The sequence below is a fragment of the Tatumella terrea genome (assembly GCF_039523755.1).
GTDB lineage: Bacteria > Pseudomonadota > Gammaproteobacteria > Enterobacterales > Enterobacteriaceae > Tatumella > Tatumella terrea.
In genome coordinates, this window is the sequence record NZ_BAAAFX010000013.1 from 288,693 (window position 1) to 310,780 (window position 22,088).

A 22,088-nucleotide genomic window follows, 5' to 3' on the forward strand; every position below is an offset into this window, starting at 1 on the left:
GGACATGTCCAGCCGCACGATGTTTATTTTTGCCGCCATCAGTGGTTTTTTACTGGTGGCTTTCGGCGCTTTCGGCGCCCATGTATTAAGTAAAACGCTGGGCAGTAATGAGATGGCGTGGATCCATACCGGTCTTGAATATCAGGCGTATCATACGCTGGCGATCCTCGGTCTGGCATCTGCAATGCTGCGCAGGGCGAATATCTGGTTTTACTGGAGTGCCGCACTCCTTGCATTGGGCACAGTGTTATTCAGTGGCAGTCTCTACTGCCTGGCACTGTCCCATCTGATGTTTTTAGTTTTTGTGACGCCGGTGGGAGGCCTTTGCTTCCTGGCCGGATGGTTATTGATGTTGATTGGCGCTCTGCGTCTGAAACGAAAGGCAGGCAGCCATGAATAAAGTTTTACTCTATTGTCGTTCCGGGTTTGAAAAAGAATGTGCGGCAGAAATCACTGCCCGTGCCACGGCACTGGAAGTGTTTGGTTTTGCGCGGGTGAAAGATCATTCCGGCTACGTGATTTTCGAATGTTACCAGTATGAAGATGCTGACAAACTGATCCGTCAGATCCCGTTTGCGTCCCTGATCTTTGCCCGGCAGATGATTGTGGTCGGTGAATTATTACGGGATTTACCGCCGGACGATCGTATCACGCCGGTGTGTGGCATGCTGACCGGTGCCGTGGAGAAGGGCGGTGAACTGCGCGTTGAAGTACCGGATACCAACGAAGCCAAAGAACTGCTTAAATTCTGCCGTAAGTTTACGGTGCCGCTACGGGCTGCATTACGTCAGAACGGCATTCTGCTGAATTATGAATCGGCGAAGCGTCCGGTCGTGCATGTTTTCTTCATTGCCTCCGGGACCTGTTATGTCGGTTACTCTTATCCGGAAAACAACTCTCCGTTGTTTATGGGGATCCCACGGCTGAAGTTCCCGTCCGATGCCCCGAGCCGTTCCACCTTAAAACTGGAAGAAGCTTTCCATGTTTTTGTGCCGGCAGATGAGTGGGACGAGCGGCTGGGCAGCGGGATGTATGCGGTGGATCTGGGAGCCTGCCCGGGCGGCTGGACTTACCAGCTGGTGCAACGCAGCATGATGGTATATGCGGTCGATAACGGACCGATGGCCCCTTCACTGATGGACACCGGGCAGGTGATCCATTGTCGCGAAGATGGTTTTAAATTCCGCCCGCCAAAAACGAATGTGACCTGGCTGGTCTGTGATATGGTCGAAAAACCGGTCAGGGTCGCGGCTCTGATGACCGAATGGCTGATCAATGGCTGGTGCCGGGAAGCGATTTTTAACCTGAAACTGCCGATGAAAAAGCGTTATGAAGAGGTCACTCAGAACCTGCAAATGATCGCCGAATCTCTGCAGGCCGGCGGGATCAATGCACAGATCCGGGCGCGTCATCTCTATCATGATCGCGAAGAGATCACCGTCCACGTGCGTCGTATCTGGGGTGCCACACCCGGCCGTCGTGACGAACGCGAGTAAAGGTTGTCAGTGACCTGAGGCAGGCAGATAGCGCAGGCTCCTCAGGTTTCCCTGTAACTCCAGATCGGTTGCCAGTCGGGCAACCTGTCTGGAGATCAGCGCGATTTCCTGCGACCCCTGCAATTTCTTACGCCACTTTTCTTCCACCTGATCCAGTTGCTCAAAAAGCCTCTCCAGATTACCAAACCGGTGGATAAGTTCTGCCGCACTCTTTGGTCCTATCCCCGCCACTCCCGGAATTTTACTGCCGGCGATACCGCACAGCCCCCAGTAATCCGGCAGTTGTCCGGGTGACACACCGTATTGCTGGCGGATAAAAGGGACATCCAGCCAGCGTTTCTGAAAGTAGTCACGTAAGCGAATGTCGGGGGCCAGCAACTGGCAGTAACCTTTGTCCGTCGACACAATAGTGGTCTGCTGGCCGGCCTGCGCCATCTTGCAGGCCAGGGTGGCGGCCAGGTCATCGGCCTCATCGTCTGTGGCATGCCAGCAGCGAATACCGCAGTCAGCAAACACCTGATGCAGGGCGGGCATCAGCAGACGTAACTCTTCCGGCATCTCCGTGCGGCCGGCTTTATAATCGCTCAGTATCCGGTGTCGCCAGCCTTCACGCTGATGAGGATTATCGAACACACCGACCACATGGGTCGGCTGACTGTGTTGCAGTAGCTGGCGCAGGGCGGCACGGGTGCCGGTAAGACACTGACTGCCCTGAACCGCATGGATTCGGCGAATAAGGTTCAGTGCATCGATGATCAGTAAATGAAAAGTCATAAGGGCCGGAGAATATCAACGCGGAACACAGCGTAAAGTAAAAACAGAAGCTGCTTACCGGCGGGTGGCCGGCAAGCAGAGAGATTATCTGATGATTTCGTAGCAAGGGACATACGCACTGCCCGGCAGTTTCATCCGGTGCTGCGCGATGAAGCCCTGCAACATTTCATCCATGCGGTGCATGATATCGGCATCGCCGTGAATTTTAAACGGTCCGTGGGCTCGTATTTCGCGGATGCCGATCTCTTTCACATTTCCTGCCACGATCCCCGAGAACATCCGGCGCAAATCTGCGGCCAGTTTATCTTTCGGCTGATCCTGGTTGAGGTTAAGGGCGGACATATTGGCATGGGTCGGCTGGAACGGCAGTTGCAGTTCCGGTTCGATGCGCAGTGACCAGTTAAAACTGTAGGCATCGCCGGTCTGACGGCGATACTCCTTCACGGCCGGCATGGCCTGTTTCATGGCTTTTGCGACCGCCGGGGCATCATCGATAATAATCCGGTAATGGCGGGTGGCCGCCTCACCCAGCGTATTGACGATAAAATCATCCAGCACACGGAAATAGTCTGCACTCTCTTTCGGCCCGGTGAGGATCAGCGGCAGCACCTGCTGGTGATTGTGCGGATGCATCATAATACCCAGCAGATAGAGTAACTCTTCGGCCGTCCCGACGCCGCCCGGGAAGATAATAATGCCGTGCGCGATGCGTACGAAGGCCTCCAGACGTTTTTCGATATCCGGCATGATAATCAGCTCATTCACCAGCGGGTTCGGTGGCTCAGCCGCAATGATGGACGGTTCGGTCAGGCCGATAAAACGTCCTTCATGGTAACGCTGCTGTGCATGGCCGACGGCTGCACCTTTCATCGGCGCTTCCATCACCCCCGGGCCACAGCCGGTGCAGATATTCAGTTCACGCAGACCTAATTGCGTGCCGACATCCCGGCAATACTGATATTCCACCGGGTTCACTGAATGTCCCCCCCAGCAGACCACGGTATTCGGTAACTCCCCCACATGCAGAGCACGGGCATTACGCAAAATAGAAAACACCATATTGGTGATGTAGGCCGAATCTTTCGGGTTCGGTTCGCGAAAACGCGCCGAATGGTTCAGCTGACCGGTCACAAACAGGATATCCCGTAGCACGGCGAATAAGTTTGCCTGCAGCGAACGGATAATCTGACCATCGACAAAGGCATTTTCCGGCGGGTTAATCAGCTCCAGTTTTACGCCGCGTTCGCGACGCAATACATTGATATCAAAGTCGGTAAAGCGCGATAGCAGTTGCTGACTGTTATCTGTCTGGCTGCCGGAATTAAGCACCGCCAGCGAGCAGTTGCGGAATAACTGATACAGGTCACTGCTGGCGGTTCTTTTCAGCATATCTACTTCCAGTTGTGAAAGCAGATCCATCGCCCCAAGGGGGCTGATATGTGTAATCAAGAGAACTCCTTACTCCCCGCGGGGAACTGCTGCATCACACAGCGGCTGTAAAATCATTGACCGTGACGCCGGCTCCCTGTCCGGCCCTGTGGTTTCACTGGCCGGTATTTCAGAGTATCGCTGGCTCGCGGATTTTCACAAGTGATAAGTGCTTATTCCTTGTGATGATTGCGGGGAATAGCGGAATTTACTGGCGGGCCAGTCGCGCGATCGGGGCATCAAACTCAACGTTACTGCGCCACGGGTTGATGTCCAGGCCACCTCTGCGCGTGTAGCGGGCATACACCGTCAGGTGCTCCGGCTGGCAAAACTGCTGCAGATCATTGAAAATGCGCTCAACACACTGTTCGTGGAATTCATTATGCTGGCGGAAAGAGAGCAGGTAGCGTAACAGCGCTTCACGATCGATCTGCGGGCCGCGATAGCGGATCATGACCGAGCCCCAGTCAGGCTGTTGGGTGATCAGGCAGTTGGATTTCAGCAGGTGGCTGACCAGCGTCTCTTCGACGATCTCAGGCACCGTGGCGCCTTTCAGCAGACTGTTATCAAAACTGTAATTATCGACGGTAACCGGCAGGTCGTCGATGCACTCTCCGGCGAAATGACCGACCGGTTGTCCTTCAGCCTCACTCAGGCTTGAGAGGGTTACCGTGACTTTACCCCCGGCACAGGCAGTGAGATCTTTTTCGAGAGTGGCTCTGACGGCTTCAGTATCCGCAAATTTTGTCTGATTGAAACTATTCAGATAGAGTTTAAAACTCTTCGATTCAATCAGATTCCGGCTGGTGGCACAGAGCGCCACATAACCGATAGCCACGCGCGGAACTCCCTGCTCATTCAGCCAGGAGAGTTCGTACAATGTCCAGAGATCCTCGCCATGAAAGGGCAGGTTATCTTCCTGCAACCCCAGACCGTCACGGTTCAGGCTGCGCGGAACCGGTTGTAATAACTCCGGGGCATAATGTTCGGTGTAGGAAGTTTTTTTTCCCAGGGTCAGACCTTCCAGGGCCTGATGTTGGTCATAATGAGTCATGAAAGTACCACGGATAAAGTAAACGTTGTGCTCAGTGTACCCGATCAGAAGTGAGAAAATGAATGATGCAGCAAACCTTAGATGCTTTACACGCCTTTACCCGCCGCTATTGTGAGAAATGGCAGCAGCAAACCGGTCATTTTCCGTGGAGTGAAGCACTCGCGGGTATCGATTCTCCGTGTATTGAGTCTGGCGATGAGCGGGGGATCTACTGGCAACCCCGGCCGTTTACTTTGCCCGCAACGCTGGAAGCGGTAGAACGTGCGCTGGATATTGTGATTCAGCCCGCCGTAGTCGCCTGGTATACCGCGCAGTTTGCGGCGGATATGCAAGCCGTCTGGCAGGGACGTCAGATGACCTTGCTGCAGGTCTGGAATGAGGAAGATTTCAGCCGGGTGCAGGAGAATTTAATCGGACACCTGGTGATGAAACGACGACTGAAACAGACCCCGACCCTGTTTATTGCCGCGACCGATCACGACACCGAAATTATCTCGGTCTGTAACCTGAGCGGTGAAGTTATCCTGGAATCACTCGGCACCAAAAAGCGTGAAATTCTGGCCCCTTCACTGGCTGATTTTCTTACCGAATCTGACGGGATCGTGACGAAATAGTCTGAAATCCCGCAGTTTGTGAACAGAAGGCGGTAAGTAACTTGATTCAGATCAATAAAGAGTGTTTTTTACCCGGGAATTCCTCATTGTATAAAGCCTTCCTATTTCAGGGGGTTACTGTAAAAGCCATTGAATTATAAAGCTAATTAGGATTTTTACAGTAAAAATCCCGTTGCGAAAAATGGCAACTCTGACAGAATGGCACCCACTGGCAGGACGCCGTGGAGGTGACTGGTTTTCAGGATGAAAACAGCCCAGGGAAGGTGGTATCTGTTATGGATGTCAGATGCCGTAAGGTTGTTTCAGGAAAGAAGTAACCTGCTCTGCCTGAGCTAACCCCCTCCCCGGGAGGGAAGTTGCTGTCGGGGATAGACAGTGGCGCATCGGGCCAGAAAGTCCGGTCAGGATGACCCGGCTGATACTGATCAAGCCCAATGAAAGCAGGGAGCACGATTGTAGCTGGATTGCTGCGAACAGACTGGGAGTACTGTATTTTTACAGTACTCCCTTTTTTATGCTCATCACTTTTCCTCCGTGTAATGGTATGCTGGCGCGGTTTTTATCAGGAAAAGGAGAACACCGGTGGCTGAGCAACATATCGTCCTGCAGCGACTGTCGCAACTTGAACAGATCTTACGGGACCATCAGCTATGGCAGGAAACGGCACCGGCAGAGAGCGCGCTGCAAAGCTCCCAGCCTTTCAGCCTGGACACTCTGCATCCGCTGGAATGGCTGCAGTGGATTTTTATTCCCCGGATGACGGCCATCATCGATGCCGGGGCCGGGTTACCTGAAAAACTGGCGATCGCCCCGTATTTTGAAATGGCGCTGGAGCCGCAGCACAGCGTACGTCCGGTATTGTTACTGACCTTAAGGCAACTTGATGGTCTCTTTGAACAAGAAACGCCTTAATGCTTGAAATTATTTATCAGGATCGCTGGCTGGTGGTGGTCAACAAACCCGCGGGTATGCTGGTTCACCGGAGCTGGCTGGATCGGCATGAAACGACCTTCGTGATGCAGACACTGCGTGACCAGATAGGCCAGCATGTCTTTACCGTCCATCGTCTGGACCGCCCGACGTCCGGCGTGTTGATCTTCGCCTTATCGTCTGAGGTTGCCCGGCTGTTATCACAGCAGTTCGAACAGCATCAGCTGGAAAAAACGTATCATGCCGTCGTGCGTGGCTGGCTGACAGAGGCGGGCGAGCTGGATTATCCGTTAATGGAAGAGCGGGATAAGATTGCCGATAAACATTCCGCCGCGCCTGCCGCGCCTCAGTCGGCACTGACCCGCTATCAGCCGCTGGCTCAGGTTGAAATGCCGGTGCCGATAGGGCGTTATTCCACCTGCCGTTACACTCTGATGGAACTCACTCCGCAAACCGGTCGTAAGCACCAGTTGCGTCGCCATATGTCGCACCTCCGGCATCCGATCATCGGTGATACTAATCACGGGGATTTACGTCAGAATCGCGGGGCCGCCGGACATTTCGGATGTCACCGACTGATGTTACATGCATCCCGGCTTATGCTGACGCATCCGGTGACCGGGGAGTCGCTATATCTGCAGGCCGGCCTCGATACGGTCTGGCAAACGGCCTTTGACCATTTCGGCTGGCAGGATCTGTTACCGGATTTACCCCGGACCATCCCGTTTATTGAACCGTCAGAGACGGAGGAGAAGTAATGGCCAGTATCGGAATTTTTATCGGTACCGTGTATGGCAATTCGCAGCTTATTGCCGAAGAAGCGCAGCCAATGCTGGAAGCCGCCGGACACCAGGTCCGCCTGTATGATGAACCGGTGTTAAGTCAGTGGCTGGATGAGAGTCTGCAGATCCGGTTAATTATTACCTCCACGACCGGGCAGGGCGACTTTCCGGACACCATCGCAGGGCTTTATACCGCCATGAAAGATCAGTGTGGTTACCAGCCGACGGTACGTTACGGGCTGATTGCTCTGGGGGATAGCAGTTATCAGGAATATTGCGGAGCCGGTCAGGCTTTCGATCAGCTGTTGCAGGAGCATCAGGCACAGCGTATCGGTGAGGTTCTGTGGGTCGATGCACAGGAATCACCGGTGCCCGAAGAGGTTGCCTTACCGTGGATTGAACACTGGATAACCTTGTTGTAATCCGCAGAAACCGTGGGCAGATGCATCTTTCCTGCCCGCCGCTTTTTGCGCTCTCCGGCGGGCGGGCGGGTCTTTTTACTGTCGCCCCTTTGGCTTCTTCATCTGTTGGGGCGTTTCACCCCTCCGCTTGCTTACCCCGTTCTGCCATTTCGCTTTGCCACATTGTTCTGCGACTTCCTCCGGTGGGTCGTTTTACCCCTCCGCTTGCTTACCCCGTTCTGCCATTTCGCTTTGCCACATTGTTCTGCGACTTCCTCCGATGGGTCGTTTTATTACCCTTCTTGTTTACCCCGTTCTGTCACTTCGCTTTGCCACATTGTTCTGCGACTTCCTCCGGTGGGTCGTTTTATCACTCCGCTTGCTTACCCCGTTTTGCCATTTCGCTTTGCCACTTTGTTCTGCGACTTCCTCCGATGGGTCGTTTTATTACCCTTCTTGCTTACCCCATTATGCGACTTCGCTTTGTTACGTTGTTCTGCGACTTCCTCCGGTGGGTCGTTTCACCCCTCCGCTTGCTTACCCCGTTCTGCGACTTCGCTTTGTTACGTTGTTCTGCGACTTCTTTTTGTCATCCCGTTCTGCTTCTTCGTCTGTCACGTCCTTTTACTGTTTCGTCTGTCACGTCCTTTTACTGTTTCGTTTGCTCACTCCGTTCTGTCCCGTTATCGGTTGCTGCTATAGGGCTGTCAGCCACCGTGACATTTCAGGCAATCTGCCGCGCAGGCGGTATCAGGGACGTATTCCATCCGGCGGGTCAGGGGGAGCCCTGAGAAAAGGTGTTTTTACCGGCAGGCCGGATGAATAACGAGTGAAGAGATTTGTTAATGTATTTGGCTTTTTTACGCTACATTCCGTCTGTTTTTCCGTATCATTGTCTGCAGAATTTTACAGAGCAGGTAAAATACATTCTGTTGCCGGAAAGCCCGGCATACCTCTGACAATCTGCCATATTAAGAGAACACATTACTGATGGTGCAATTTTATTCCGCTGCCAGGCGCGCGAAGCCCCGCAAAGAACTCACGGTAACGATAGATGAGCTGGATCCGTTTGGTCAGGGCGTGGCGCGTTATCAGGGGAAAACCCTGTTTGTCAGTGGGGCGCTGCCCGGAGAAAAAGTGCAGGTGACGGTGCAGGAAGATAAACGTCACTATTCCCGCGGCAAAGCGACCCGGCTTCTCACGCAAAGTCCTGAGCGTGTGGTTGCACGTTGTCCTCATTATGGTGAATGTGGTGGCTGCCAGCAGCAGCACGTCAGTGAAGCTCTTCAGCAGCAAAGTAAAAAACAAGCCCTGGAAAGAATGCTCAACCATAACAGCCCGCAACCGTTAAAGGTTGAACAGGTGATCCACGGAGACAGCTGGCACTACCGGCGACGTGCACGGCTGAGCCTGCGCTGGGATAATAAACAGCAGCGGCTGGACATGGGCTTTCGTAAAAATGGCAGCAGCGAAATCGTGAATATCCGCCAGTGCCCTGTTATGGTGCAATCTCTGGATCGTTTGCTCCCCGAACTGAGACAGTGTCTGACAGAATTACAGGGTGCCCGGGATCTTGGCCATGCCGAGCTGGTGCAGGCGGACAATGGGGTGATGCTGGTTTTACGCCATCTGAAACCATTTTCTGTGGCTGACCATGAAAAACTGGAACGATTTTCGCAACATCACCAGCTGATGTTGTTTCTTGCCCCGGACAACAATACTCTGCAACACATTTGCGGAGAAATGCCGTATTATCAGTCGCATAACCTGAAGCTTTCCTTCAGCCCGCAGGATTTCATCCAGGTGAATGACAAGGTGAATCAGCAGATGGTAACGACGGCTATCGACTGGCTGGCGTTGCAGCCCGGCGACCGGGTACTGGACCTGTTTTGCGGAATGGGCAACTTCACTCTGCCTGTCGGGCAGTATGTTGAGAATGTTGTCGGTGTTGAAGGGGTAGAGGCATTAGTTCAGCAGGCTGCGCGTAATGCGCAGGATAATGATTTACATAATGTCACGTTCTACCGGCACGATCTGGAACAGGATGTGACAGGACAACCCTGGGCATCGCAGGGGTTCACTAAAGTACTGCTCGATCCGGCCAGGGCCGGTGCCGCCGGAATAATGGCGCATATTATTGCGCTGGCACCAGAACGTATAGTGTATGTGTCCTGTAATCCCGCCACACTGGCTCGTGACAGTGAGCCCTTGATGGCAGCAGGCTATATTGCGGAGCGGGTGACGATGCTGGATATGTTTCCTCATACCAGCCATCTGGAATCCATGGTGCTGTTCAGCAGAACCTAAACGGCCAGGCAGGCCGTCATGCAGGAGAAGTTATGGTTGCGGTAAGAAGTGCGCATATGAATACGGCAGGGGAATTTGCCCTCGAACAGTGGATAGCCACTCTGGGGATTGCTAATGAGCAATCCTGCCAGCGACTGGCGGACTGCTGGCGTTATTGCGAAACCGAGACCAGTCACCATCCTCTTCAGCCGATGTTACTGTGGCGCGGTATTGAGATGGTCGAAATACTGACCGAACTCAGTATGGACAACGATACCCTGCGCGCAGCGTTGCTGTTCCCGCTGGCTAACGAAGAGGTGGTTACCGAAGAACAACTGGAAGAGCGGTTTGGCAGGGAGATTGTCTCGCTGGTACATGGTGTCCGGGATATGGATGCCATCCGTCAGCTGAAGGCGACCCATAACGATTCGATGGCCTCAGAGCAGGTGGATAATGTCCGCCGCATGTTGCTGGCAATGGTGGAAGACTTCCGTTGTGTGGTGATCAAGCTGGCAGAGCGGGTCGCCCATCTGCGCGAAATGAAAGATGCGCCGGAAGACGAACGTGTTCTGGCGGCGAAAGAGAGCACCAATATCTATGCGCCGCTGGCAAACCGCCTGGGGATCGGTCAGTTAAAATGGGAACTGGAAGATTACTGTTTCCGTTATCTGCACCCGGAAGAATATAAACGTATCGCGAAACTGCTGCATGAGCGGCGGGTCGATCGTGAACAATATATCGAAAATTTCGTCGATAACCTGCGTCAGGAAATGACCCGCGAAGGGGTCAGGGCCGAAGTCTATGGCCGGCCGAAACATATCTATAGCATCTGGCGTAAGATGCAGAAGAAAGCCCTGTCCTTTGATGAACTGTTCGATGTCCGTGCCGTGCGCATTGTGGCTGACCGTCTGCAGGACTGTTACGGCGCGTTAGGGATCGTCCACACCCTGTACCGCCATCTGCCCAGTGAGTTTGACGACTATGTCGCTAACCCTAAGCCTAACGGCTACCAGTCTATCCACACGGTGGTACTGGGGCCGCGTGGACAAACGGTCGAGATACAAATCCGTACCCGGCAGATGCATGAAGATGCTGAACTGGGGGTGGCGGCCCACTGGAAATACAAAGAAGGCCCGGGGATCAGCAATACCCGTGGCGCGGCGGGTCACGAAGAGCGGATTGCCTGGCTGCGTAAACTGATCGCCTGGCAGGAAGAGATGGCTGACAGCGGCGAAATGCTTGAGGAAGTCCGCAGTCAGGTGTTTGACGACCGGGTGTATGTGTTTACGCCGAAAGGCGATGTCATCGACCTGCCTGCCGGCTCGACACCGCTGGACTTCGCCTACCATATTCACAGTGATATCGGACACCGCTGTATCGGTGCCAAAATCAGCGGACGGATTGTTCCCTTCACCTATCAGCTACAGATGGGGGATCAGGTAGAAGTGATCACCCAGAAGCAGCCGAACCCGAGCAGGGACTGGCTGAATCCGAACCTTGGGTACATTACCACCAGCCGGGGTCGTGCCAAAGTGCATGCCTGGTTCCGTAAACAGGATCGCGATAAAAATATCCTGGCCGGCCGGCAGATTCTGGACAGTGAACTGAGTCACCTGGATATCAGCCTGAAAGAGGCTGAAAAGCTGCTGTTGCCACGCTATAACATGACCTCGATGGATGAAATCCTGGCGGCCATCGGTGGCGGCGATATCCGGCTTAACCAGATGGTGAACTATCTGCAGGGCAAGCTGAATAAACCGACCGCCGAAGAAGAAGACAGGGAAGCCCTGCGTCAGCTGACTCAGAAATCACACAGTAATCACCATGCCGGCAAAGAGAGTGGTCGCGTGGTGGTCGAGGGCGTCGGAAATCTGATGCACCATATTGCCCGTTGCTGTCAGCCTATCCCGGGCGACGATATTGTCGGCTTTATCACCCAGGGGCGGGGGATCTCTATTCACCGGGCGAATTGTGATCAGCTGGCGGAGCTGACGAATCATGCGCCGGAACGTATTGTTGATGCCGTCTGGGGGGAGAGCTATTCCAGCGGATATTCGCTGGTGGTGAGGGTTATTGCGAATGATCGCAGCGGTCTGCTGCGTGATATTACGACCATTCTGGCCAACGAAAAAGTCAATGTGCTGGGGGTTTCCAGCCATAGCGATACGAAAAAGCAGCTCGCCACCATCGACATGGATATCGAAATTTATAACCAGCAGGTCCTGGGACGTATTATTGCCCGTCTGAATCAGGTGCCTGATATTATCGATGCCAAACGCCGCCATTAACCGGTGACCGGTCCCCGTTCAGCCTCTGGCTGACCGGGGATGGTTTTACCCCCTTCGTTGAGAATGCCATGAACACATCAGAATCTTCATTACAGCATTTGCTGACGCTGATGCAGCAATTACGTGACCCGCAGCACGGCTGCCCGTGGGATAAGCAGCAGACGTTTGCCTCTATTGCCCCTTACACCTTAGAAGAAACCTATGAAGTGCTGGACGCTATTCAGCGCGGAGACTTTACTGAACTGCGTGAAGAGCTGGGCGATTTACTGTTCCAGGTCGTGTTCTACGCACAAATGGCAAAGGAACAGGGGCTGTTTGATTTCAGCGATATCTGTCAGAGCATCAGCAGTAAACTGGAGCGCAGGCACCCGCATATCTTTGCCTCACCGCAGGATAAAGCGGTGAACGATATCAATCAGCACTGGGAAGCGTTGAAACAGCAGGAGCGGGAGGAGAAATCGCAGCATTCCGCGCTGGATGATATTCCCCGGGCAATGCCCGCCCTGATGCGGGCCTATAAGATCCAGAAGCGTTGCAGCAATGTCGGTTTTGACTGGAATGAGACCGGGCCGGTACTCGATAAAGTGCATGAAGAAATTGCTGAGGTGATGGAAGAGGCTGGCCGCGATGAAATAAACCCGCAGCGGCTGGAGGAGGAGATTGGGGATCTGTTATTCGCCACGGTGAATCTTTCCCGCCATCTTGGCAGTAAAGCCGAGACCGCGTTGCAGAAAGCCAACGATAAATTTGAAAAACGTTTTCGTCAGGTCGAAAGCATTATTGCAGCACAGGGGCTGACGATGCCTGGCGCGACCCTGGAGCAGATGGAAGCGGCCTGGCAGCAGGTCAAACAGCAGGAAAAATCCTGAGGCTGGCGGGGGGGGCCGTCTGAATCAGGTGGATTTTTCCCTCCGCCGCCGGGCTCACCTCTGTGCGGGGAGCTTCTCCCGTGATCTGACGTTATGACCCCCGGCGAGCGGGTATTCTGACGGGGATATCCGGCCCCGGTGGATGTTTTTCTTCAGTTGTCGACCGGGTATGCTGTGATACCAGCCCGGAGCCTGCGCAATAACCTTCCTGTGCAATAACCTTTCTGCGGAAAGGGCAGAGTATTCTGACGGGGATATCCGGCCCCGGTGGATGTTTTTCTTCAGTTGTCGACCGGGTATGCTGTGATACCGGCCCGGAGCCTGCGTAATAACCTTCCTGTGCAATAACCTTTCTGCGGAAAGGGCAGGGTATTCTGACGGGGTTATCCGGCCCCGGTAGTCGACCCGGGGGATGCTTTTCTTCAGCTGTCGACCGGGTATTCTGTGATACCGGCCCGGAGCCTGCGTAATAACCTTCCTGTGCAATAACCTTTCTGCGGAAAGAACAGGGTTTTCTGACGTGGGTATCCGGGCCCGGTAGTCGCCCCGGGGATGCGTTGCTCTGTTCGGTGACGGTAGCCAGACTTTTCACCTCACCGGTACTTTCGGCCGTCGCCGGAGCCAGTCGCGCAGTTTTCACCCTTCCGTTAATAAATTCGCCATAAGAACGTGATAAATAACTTTTATTCATCAGGCTAACTCGTTTCAGCTTTTTACGGAAAACGGGCAAAAATGTGATGAAAATCAAGTATAGCGGCGAGAGTTTGCCGTAAGGTGTCGGTTATGCAGAGTGAAGAGTCATTGAATGATTAATTGTGGCGGATGCGGCTTTCGGGTAGACTGCTTTCCCGTCCTGGTGATTCCACCGTCTTTAAACCTTAACTCTCAGGTTCAGCATGACAACGAACTATATTTTTGTGACCGGCGGGGTCGTATCCTCTCTGGGTAAAGGCATTGCTGCAGCCTCCCTGGCAGCTATTCTTGAAGCTCGTGGTCTGAAAGTGACCATTATGAAGCTCGACCCTTATATTAACGTCGATCCAGGCACCATGAGCCCGACTCAGCATGGTGAAGTCTTTGTCACTGATGATGGTGCAGAAACGGATCTTGACTTAGGGCATTACGAGCGTTTTATCCGTACCCGTATGTCTCGCCGTAATAACTTTACTACCGGACGTATTTACTCTGAAGTTCTGCGTAAAGAACGTCGCGGTGACTACCTGGGCGCGACTATTCAGGTGATCCCGCATATTACTAATGCTATCAAAGAGCGCATTATTGAAGGCGGCGAAGGCCATGACGTCGTGCTGGTGGAAATCGGCGGAACGGTAGGTGATATTGAATCACTGCCTTTCCTGGAAGCCATTCGTCAGATGGCTGTCGATGTGGGGCGTGAACATACCCTGTATATGCACCTGACGCTGGTACCTTATATGGCGGCGGCCGGTGAAGTAAAAACTAAACCGACTCAGCACTCGGTTAAAGAACTTCTGTCGATTGGTATTCAGCCGGATGTGCTGATTTGTCGTTCAGACCGTGCCGTCCCTGCCAACGAACGCGCCAAGATTGCGCTGTTCTGTAACGTGGCAGAGAAAGCGGTTATCTCTCTGAAAGATGTCGATTCTATTTACAAGATCCCGGGCATGCTGAAATCCCAGGGTCTGGACGACTTTATCTGTAAGCGTTTTAATCTGAATGCTCCGCAGGCTGATCTGTCCGAATGGGAACAGGTCATCTATGAAGAAGCCAACCCGGGTGGCGAAGTCACTATCGGTATGGTCGGTAAGTATGTTGAACTGCCGGATGCTTACAAATCGGTGATCGAAGCACTGAAACACGCGGGTCTGAAAAACCGTGTGACGGTGAATATTAAACTGATTGATTCTCAGGATATCGAAACCCGGGGTGTTGAGTTACTCAACGGACTGGATGCTATCCTGATCCCTGGCGGGTTCGGTACCCGTGGTATCGAAGGAAAAATTCTTGCCGCGCAGTATGCCCGTGAGAACAAAATCCCTTACCTGGGGATCTGCCTCGGTATGCAGATTGCGTTAATTGAGTTTGCGCGTAATGTGGCCGGGATGGCTGGTGCAAGCTCCACAGAATTTGATCCGAACTGTAAATCACCGGTCGTTGCGCTGATCACCGAATGGCGCGATGAAGAAGGTCATGTTGAAGTTCGTGATGAAAAGAGCGATCTTGGCGGCACGATGCGTCTGGGAAGCCAGGCCTGCCAGCTGTCTGATGACAGCCTGGTCCGTCAGATGTACGGGGCATCAACCATTGTTGAACGTCACCGTCATCGTTATGAAGTCAATAATCTGTTACTGAAGCCTATTGAGGCGGCAGGTTTGCGGATTGCGGGTCGTTCCGGTGATGACCAGCTGGTAGAAATTATCGAAAACCCTAACCATCCGTGGTTTGTGGCCTGCCAGTTCCATCCTGAATTTACCTCGACTCCGCGTGATGGTCACCCGTTGTTCTCAGGCTTTATTAAAGCATCGGTTGAGCATCAGAAAAGTCTGGCGAAGTAAGCTTATCACTGCAACGCGCGAACTTTTCGCGCGTTGCTTGTCTTAGGATTAAGAAGTTTTAGCTTAACTTGTACTGAGGAAAAACGAATGTCCAAAATCGTAAAAGTCATCGGTCGCGAAATTATCGACTCACGTGGTAACCCGACTGTTGAAGCAGAAGTACATCTGGAAGGTGGTTTCGTTGGACTGGCAGCTGCACCGTCAGGCGCTTCTACGGGTTCCCGCGAAGCACTGGAACTGCGTGATGGCGATAAATCTCGTTTCCTGGGCAAAGGTGTCACGAAAGCCGTTGCGGCGGTTAACGGACCTATTGCAGACGCAGTCACAGGTAAAGATGCGAAAGACCAGGCCAATATCGACAAGATCATGATCGATCTGGACGGTACCGAAAATAAATCTAAATTCGGTGCTAACGCGATTCTGGCGGTTTCTCTGGCAGCGGCTAAAGCAGCTGCAGCGTCTAAAGGCCTGCCTCTTTACGCTCACATCGCTGAACTGAACGGTACAGCCGGCAAGTTTTCTATGCCACTGCCGATGATGAACATCATCAACGGCGGTGAGCACGCGGACAATAACGTCGATATTCAGGAATTCATGATCCAGCCGGTGGGCGCTTCCAGCATTAAAGAAGCTATCCGTATCGGTTCTGAAGTTTTCCATCACCTGGCGAAAGTACTGAAGGCTAAAGGCCTGAATACTGCTGTCGGTGACGAAGGGGGTTATGCACCTAACCTGGCATCCAACGCCGAAGCGCTGGCGGTTATCGCTGAAGCGGTAAAAGCGGCCGGTTATGAGTTAGGTAAAGACGTGACTCTGGCGATGGACTGTGCGGCTTCTGAGTTCTATAACAAAGAAACCGGTAACTATGAACTGAAAGGCGAAGGTAAAACCTTTACCTCTCAGGAATTCACCCATTACCTGGAAGAACTGGCTCAGCAGTATCCTATCGTTTCCATCGAAGATGGTCTGAACGAATCTGACTGGGAAGGTTTTGCTTACCAGACTAAAGTTCTGGGCGATAAGCTGCAACTGGTCGGTGATGACCTGTTCGTGACCAATACCAAAATCCTGAAAGAAGGTATCGAAAAAGGTATTGCTAACTCCATCCTGATTAAATTCAACCAGATCGGTTCCCTGACCGAAACGCTGGCAGCCATTAAGATGGCGAAAGATGCCGGTTACACTGCGGTAATTTCACACCGTTCCGGTGAAACTGAAGATGCGACTATCGCTGACCTGGCAGTAGGTACAGCGGCCGGTCAAATCAAAACCGGTTCAATGAGCCGTTCTGACCGTGTGGCGAAATACAATCAGCTGATCCGTATTGAAGAAGCGCTGGGCCATAAAGCACAATTTAACGGTCGTAAAGAGATCAAAGGTCAGGCATAAGCCTTTTCCGTTCTCTGAATGAAAGCCCCTCCGGGAAACCGGAGGGGTTTTTTTTATGCCTGCAGAAGGGAAGACCCGCGGGGTTACCCGGCGGCGGCTGAGCGTTGCTGTGACAGACGTAGCTGATGATTAATTTTTTCTATTTCATTACAGCTCAGTAAAGCAAACGGATATACCAGCGTGTTATTACTGTGCGTATCCGCGCTGGACGGATGACGGAACAAATTCACCGGAAAGAAGTAGCGATCGAGCAGTCCCTCCGGCAGTTCACTGATATTGGCGTGAAAAGTATAGAAACTGGCATTTTCCTGGCCATTGCAGCAAGGGTCCGGCAGGTACTGTAATCCACCCAGAGCCAGCGTGGCCTTCTGACGGCGCGACTGCATACTGCTGGTCAGGTATTTCATAAAACGGGTGGATTCCAGAAAGGCACTCAGTAAAGAACGGGTCACAGGATGGATATCACTGACCAGCAGCGGAGCCAGTCTGCGCAGGGTCTGCATTAACGGCCGGGGGGCAACAATACAGCTGACATTCATTCCGCTGCCGGTCAGCTCTGAAAGCTGGGTCAGATAAATAATCCGCGGGTCGGGGTAACGATGGCTGAGGGCAGGGATCACTGACTGACCAAACCCCAGCATCGCAAAACTGTCATTTTCGATGATTAGCGCATCATGACGGCAGGCCCACTCACTGAGCAGTTTACGCCGCACGGCACTCAACGGCACCGCCATCGGAAACTGGTGTGCAGGGGAGGTAAAGATAAGGTCTGCGCCACTGTCGGGAAAGTCTTCCACCCGCAGTCCCTGGTCATCGACACCCACCGGAATGACGGTGAAATGTAAGCATTCGAATAATTCACGAATATTTGGCGGACAGGGATCTTCAATCAGCAGCACCGGATGCGGGCGTGTTGCCGCGATACTTTTTGCTATCAGTAGCAGGGCTTCCTGCAGTCCCGGCAGCAGAAACAGATGTTCCGGTTGCAGCGGGATCCCGCGGGAAATACGAATAAACCGGCAGAGATTTTTTTTCAGTAACTGATCATTTTTATCTGCCAGCTCACCGCCGGTCGGTAGTGACAGCGTCCCGCTCTCTTCACACCAGCGACGGATAAAGTGTTTGGGTAACTGCACGCGGTTGCTGCATCCCAGCCACTGAGAAAACTCCAGTGTGTTTTTTTTTTCTTCCGCAGGTTTTTCGGCCGTTACCGCGGCGCTTCTGACCGGTTTAGGGTCTGAGGTCGCAGAAAGGAACCCCCCGGTCACCAGATAACCACTGCGTTCGTGCCCCTGAATATATCCCAGTGACTCCAGCGTTTTATACACCAGTAAGACAGTCCCTCTGGAGACTTTGTACCGGGTGCCCATGGTACGAATAGAAGGCAGGAAATCTCCTTTTTTTAGCGTGCCAATAATAATCATCTGACTGATATCATCAATCATCTGTTGTTTTATTGTCTGTTTAGTCAGCATCGATACATGTTCCCTATGAATGGTACTGAATTAAGAGATTAATTCTGATATTCATAGCACAACATTATGAATTATCGCAACACAAATTGATTACCCTGAGACAGGGCCGATTTATTTATTCATTTTTTGTTAAATATAATGATACCGATCTAATGCAATAATTATCAATCCCTGTAATGATACCGGCTAAAATGTTTATGGGGGTATTATCACCGGAAACCATAAATATCTTTTTAATTATCCGGAATTACCGGCAAGTACTGACGGCCTGGCGTGGGATCCGGGGGCTGTGTCAGTTTGTGAATAATATCCGGACACTGTCATTTTTATTAATGCATCCTGTCGCTTGAATATTATTTTTGTCAACGTATTATCATCGGACAATGCTGAGGAACGCATTGATGCATACACAATAAATGTTAATTGTTTTTTATATTTAAATGTTAAGGATGATGACAAATGACTGAACAACTGACTTCATTATCTCTGAAAGTCCAGATTGCCCTCAGCGAGGGTGGACGCCGTATCTGTCAGGCGATGCGTAAAGAGAATGGTGTAACGGCCATAGAATATGCTGTTATCGCCGTGGCAGTAAGTGCGATGTTACTGACTGTTTTCGGAAGTAAAGATGGTTCTTTCGTCAAAGCAATTACCGATAAATTTAATGAGCTTGCCAAAAATATTAATGGCACGATCCAGTAATGACTGAGTTTTAATTATAAGGAGGAGAAGTTTTTCCTCCTTATCCTGTGAATAAAGCAGATGATAAATACGCTGTGTCTGACCGTGATACTGTTGTTGCTGATCAGTGTCTGTTATACCGATATCAGGTTCAGGAAAATAAAAAACAGGACTGTCATTATTATCGCACTGTTTTCATTCCTTTCAGCACTTACGCATTCTGAGCCGGTAAACCTGATCTGGCCGGTCATGATCATCGTCACGGGTGTTTTACTGGTGCTGGCGAATATTATCGGGGCCGGTGATATTAAACTCATCGCCGCACTGAGTTTATCTTTACCCGGCACAGACATTCCGGCGTTCATTTTTTTAATCACACTGTCTGGTGTGCCGTTGATCCTGGTAACAGTATTGCTCCATAAGGTTACAGGGAGCAGCAATGAAATAACGTTACCCTATGGGGTTGCAATCAGTTGCGGATATTTATTTCACCTTTTGGGATAAACAGGATGAACAGTGAATCAGAGACTGTTAGTTATTATCGCGGTTTTGTTACTTGTGGTCGGCGCCAGTGGTTTGCTGATGAGTGGCCAAAGCTCACCGTCGGATAATCCTGAGGAAGGACAGAAACAGGTAACGTATTTCGTTACTGCCCGGGCACTGAGTGCCGGCAGCCGTCTGACAGACGATGATTTTACTAGGCAGACAGGGTCCGCCGGGGAGGCCCCGTCGGGGATGCCGGACTCGCCGGTGGGATACTATCTGCAGGTGGATAAAGCCGCAGGTGAGCGACTTTCCGCCGGGGAAATGACCCTCACCGACCCGGCCGATCAGCAGCCCGGTAAAAATATGATCCGTTACAGTGCACTGATCCCTGAACGCTATACCGGGGCTATTCAGCATCTCCGGCCGGGAGATTGGGTGGATGTGTATCTGCGGTTTGATGCAAAGCGGCCGGAGACACAGGGCATGCATCGCCGCTCGCTGATCAATGGAGAATCGCGGCTTAATCTGTTCCGTATCTTTAAAGCACGCCGGGTCATCAGCCGGCCCGGGAAAGCCAGTGCTTCCCTGCTGGCACGTCAGTCACTGATTGAGGTTGATGATAGCGCGGCGGGGAAAGGCTCACTGAGTGTCGATATCGAACTGAGTCAGGCCGATCTGAAGCGGTTATTTCTGGTCACGGCTCACTATGAGCTGGTGCTGTTTCCGGTTGTCAGGGAAGAACAACCCAGGGTAACCCCCGGTAAAATGCAAGGAAAAGCAAAATGAAACGCCCCGAAAACAGATTTTCCGCGAATATCGCCGGGAAAGTGTGGCTTAAATGCTTACTCATGTTTTGCCTGTTGTTCCCCCTCAGTGTCTCTGCCGAGACGCTTTATCTGTCAAAAGGCGGGGCCAGAACACTGAAGGTGAACACAGTCATCGACACGGTCTTCACCACCGATCCGGAAGTGGTGGACTACAACCTGATCAGTGACCGTGAAGTCGTTATTTACGGTATCCGGAACGGGGTCGGTGAGATCCTGCTGGTCCAGAACGATGCTACCCGAAAGATCAAAGTGGTGGTGGATCCTCTGGTCGGTAAACTCGCGTCACAAATTCAGGATCAGTTCCCGGGATCCACCATTGAACTGCGGAAAGTCGGCGAAAGCTATGTCTTGTCCGGGGTGGCCGTGGATGAAGAGAGCCGCGATGCCATTTATCAGATAGTCGGTGAAGCGCTGGGGATGGAAAGCGAAACCCGGGCCACCGAGATGAGTACGGAAAACCTGGGCAACGTGAATATCGCGATGCTTAACCGTATCAGCTATAAAAAATTACAGAACCGGATGCGTCTTCCGCAGGCCAATCAGGTGAATGTCAAAATTTCCGTGGTCGAGCTGAATAAAAGTTACAGCGACAGCCTCGGTATTGAGTGGGGACAAGCCGGCAGTGTCGGAAACTTTGTGCTCAATAAACTGAAGTTTAATGCCTCTGAACTGACCTCGATGATCCATGCGCTGGGCAATGAATCGGTCGCCCGGGTGCTGGCCGAACCGAATCTGTCGGTGCTGTCGGGAGAGACCGCAGATTTCCTGGTCGGCGGGGAAATCCCCGTGGTGACCAGTTCATCCAATGGCAGCAACGTGGAATATAAAGAAATTGGTGTGCGTATGACACTGGGCGCGAAGGTGGAAAACAGCCAGAAAGTCCGGCTGATGATCTATCAGGAAGTCAGCAACATTGACAGCCAGAACACCTCAACCTCTGAGTCTTACTATCTGCCGACACTGAAATCCCGTAAGGCCCGGACCACCATCGAGCTGGCAGATGGTGAGAGTTTTGTGCTGGCCGGCCTGCTGAGCGAATCAGAACAGGAAGTGCTGAAAAAGGTTCCTTTTATCGGCGATATCCCGGTACTGGGGGCATTTTTCCGCTCGACCTCAGCCCACCGTGAAAAAACAGAATTGGTGGTGGTGGCCACCATTAAGCTGGTGAGGCCGGTCTCATCGACGCAGGTCACTTTACCGGCCTGGCAACGCAGTACCTTACTGGAGCGCTATTTTAATATTCATAGTTTATCCGGGGACAATGGCGGCAAAAATGTGGTCAGTTTCCTTGAACAGGGTGGTTTCATTTACTAGTGAGGCAGTTATGCGGCAAGGGATCCTGCTGTTAATCGCATTATGGAGTTGCGGGGTAATGGCGAGCGAGGGGTATCGCTTTACGTTACAGGGCCGCAGTGATATCGACCAGGAAATCCTGGTCGCGGAAGTCGTTTCGTTTCATCGCTTTATACCCGGAACGCTTTTTCTGCAATGGTACCTGAATGATGCCGACCCTGTTGCCAGCCAGCTGAAACAGCGTCTGATCGCCGCCGGTGTGCCGGAAAACAGCATCCGGTCAGAGAAAGCCCAGGCCCGTGAAAATCGCTCTGCGCCCGGGCTGGTGACCGTGCTGCTCCGTCCCGGCGAACAGGATACGTTGTGTCAGTTACAGGAAAGCAATTTTCGTTACGACAGTGGTTCCGGCATCGGCTGTGCGGTTGAAAATAATCGCCGCGTCTCTGAAATGAATTCAGCAGGGCGTCACTGAGCGACAGGG

Annotated in this window: 20 protein-coding genes; 16 read left to right on the forward strand and 4 right to left on the reverse strand. The window is 52.4% G+C overall.

Translation table 11 applies throughout. From position 1 onward, the window contains the following. The first annotated feature begins 4 nt into the window (after nt 1–4). Both ABD035_RS09440 and rlmM read left to right on the forward strand, forming a co-directional pair. Entirely contained in the window at nt 5–400 is a 396-nt protein-coding gene (locus ABD035_RS09440) for a DUF423 domain-containing protein (RefSeq protein ID WP_212714415.1), read from the forward strand. Then, nucleotides 393–1,496: a 23S rRNA (cytidine(2498)-2'-O)-methyltransferase RlmM gene (rlmM, locus tag ABD035_RS09445; protein WP_343869625.1), complete on the forward strand. Its 1,104-nt coding sequence runs from the start codon at nt 393–395 to the stop codon at nt 1,494–1,496. The genes ABD035_RS09440 and rlmM overlap by 8 nt, the downstream gene beginning before the upstream one ends. 6 nt (nt 1,497–1,502) lie before the next feature. Here the strand turns inward: rlmM and xni are convergent, their stop codons facing one another. The 3 genes from xni to queF all read right to left on the reverse strand — a co-directional run bounded on the left by xni (nt 1,503) and on the right by queF (nt 4,752). Beyond that, nucleotides 1,503–2,270: a flap endonuclease Xni gene (gene xni / locus ABD035_RS09450; RefSeq protein WP_343869627.1), complete on the reverse strand. Its 768-nt coding sequence runs from the start codon at nt 2,268–2,270 to the stop codon at nt 1,503–1,505. A gap of 84 nt (nt 2,271–2,354) precedes the next feature. After that, nucleotides 2,355–3,719, reverse strand: coding sequence for a nucleotide 5'-monophosphate nucleosidase PpnN (gene ppnN / locus ABD035_RS09455; RefSeq protein WP_212714412.1), 1,365 nt, complete (start codon nt 3,717–3,719; stop codon nt 2,355–2,357). A 187-nt stretch (nt 3,720–3,906) separates the two neighbouring features. After that, nucleotides 3,907–4,752, reverse strand: a complete 846-nt coding sequence (gene queF / locus ABD035_RS09460) for an NADPH-dependent 7-cyano-7-deazaguanine reductase QueF (RefSeq protein WP_212714411.1) — start codon at nt 4,750–4,752, stop codon at nt 3,907–3,909. Between the two features lie 62 nt (nt 4,753–4,814). Between queF and syd the strand changes: the two genes are divergently transcribed. The 9 genes from syd (at nt 4,815) to eno (ending at nt 16,845) form a co-directional block, all read left to right on the forward strand. Next, nucleotides 4,815–5,366 (forward strand): SecY-interacting protein, encoded by a 552-nt coding sequence (syd, locus tag ABD035_RS09465; protein WP_343869631.1) that lies wholly within the window; start codon nt 4,815–4,817, stop codon nt 5,364–5,366. 582 nt (nt 5,367–5,948) lie between these two features. After that, nucleotides 5,949–6,278, forward strand: coding sequence for a YqcC family protein (locus tag ABD035_RS09470; protein ID WP_343869634.1), 330 nt, complete (start codon nt 5,949–5,951; stop codon nt 6,276–6,278). Beyond that, on the forward strand, nt 6,278–7,054 hold the full coding sequence (gene truC, locus ABD035_RS09475; protein WP_212714408.1) for a tRNA pseudouridine(65) synthase TruC: 777 nt from the start codon (nt 6,278–6,280) through the stop codon (nt 7,052–7,054). The genes ABD035_RS09470 and truC overlap by 1 nt, the downstream gene beginning before the upstream one ends. After that, entirely contained in the window at nt 7,054–7,500 is a 447-nt protein-coding gene (locus ABD035_RS09480; protein ID WP_343869637.1) for a flavodoxin, read from the forward strand. The genes truC and ABD035_RS09480 overlap by 1 nt, the downstream gene beginning before the upstream one ends. Before the next feature lie 969 nt (nt 7,501–8,469). Further along, nucleotides 8,470–9,786, forward strand: a complete 1,317-nt coding sequence (gene rlmD, locus ABD035_RS09485; RefSeq protein ID WP_343869639.1) for a 23S rRNA (uracil(1939)-C(5))-methyltransferase RlmD — start codon at nt 8,470–8,472, stop codon at nt 9,784–9,786. Nucleotides 9,787–9,818: 32 nt separating this feature from the next. Beyond that, complete coding sequence (gene relA, locus ABD035_RS09490; protein ID WP_343869642.1) at nt 9,819–12,053, forward strand: GTP diphosphokinase; 2,235 nt, start codon at nt 9,819–9,821, stop codon at nt 12,051–12,053. Between the two features lie 68 nt (nt 12,054–12,121). Next, nucleotides 12,122–12,922 (forward strand): nucleoside triphosphate pyrophosphohydrolase, encoded by an 801-nt coding sequence (gene mazG / locus ABD035_RS09495; RefSeq protein WP_343869645.1) that lies wholly within the window; start codon nt 12,122–12,124, stop codon nt 12,920–12,922. An 896-nt stretch (nt 12,923–13,818) separates the two neighbouring features. Continuing rightward, complete coding sequence (gene pyrG, locus ABD035_RS09500; protein ID WP_212714403.1) at nt 13,819–15,456, forward strand: glutamine hydrolyzing CTP synthase; 1,638 nt, start codon at nt 13,819–13,821, stop codon at nt 15,454–15,456. Between the two features lie 87 nt (nt 15,457–15,543). Continuing rightward, nucleotides 15,544–16,845: a phosphopyruvate hydratase gene (eno, locus tag ABD035_RS09505; protein ID WP_212714402.1), complete on the forward strand. Its 1,302-nt coding sequence runs from the start codon at nt 15,544–15,546 to the stop codon at nt 16,843–16,845. 83 nt (nt 16,846–16,928) lie between these two features. Here eno and ABD035_RS09510 read toward each other — a convergent pair whose 3' ends face one another. Beyond that, a complete protein-coding gene (locus ABD035_RS09510; RefSeq protein WP_343869649.1) occupies nt 16,929–18,320 on the reverse strand; it encodes an aminotransferase-like domain-containing protein in 1,392 nt (463 codons plus the stop codon). Between the two features lie 459 nt (nt 18,321–18,779). Between ABD035_RS09510 and ABD035_RS09515 the strand changes: the two genes are divergently transcribed. Genes ABD035_RS09515 through ABD035_RS09530 form a run of 5 tightly spaced genes read left to right on the forward strand, consistent with a single transcriptional unit; the run spans nt 18,780 to nt 22,079 of the window. Then, nucleotides 18,780–19,022: a Flp family type IVb pilin gene (locus ABD035_RS09515; protein ID WP_249213601.1), complete on the forward strand. Its 243-nt coding sequence runs from the start codon at nt 18,780–18,782 to the stop codon at nt 19,020–19,022. 60 nt (nt 19,023–19,082) lie between these two features. Further along, entirely contained in the window at nt 19,083–19,505 is a 423-nt protein-coding gene (locus ABD035_RS17660) for an A24 family peptidase (RefSeq protein WP_212714400.1), read from the forward strand. A gap of 12 nt (nt 19,506–19,517) precedes the next feature. After that, a complete protein-coding gene (locus ABD035_RS09520) occupies nt 19,518–20,273 on the forward strand; it encodes an SAF domain-containing protein (RefSeq protein WP_343869652.1) in 756 nt (251 codons plus the stop codon). Next, nucleotides 20,270–21,628, forward strand: a complete 1,359-nt coding sequence (locus ABD035_RS09525; protein ID WP_212714398.1) for a type II and III secretion system protein family protein — start codon at nt 20,270–20,272, stop codon at nt 21,626–21,628. Before ABD035_RS09520 ends, ABD035_RS09525 begins: the two co-directional genes overlap by 4 nt. 10 nt (nt 21,629–21,638) lie before the next feature. Next, nucleotides 21,639–22,079, forward strand: coding sequence for a hypothetical protein (locus tag ABD035_RS09530; protein WP_212714397.1), 441 nt, complete (start codon nt 21,639–21,641; stop codon nt 22,077–22,079). Nucleotides 22,080–22,088 lie beyond the last annotated feature (9 nt).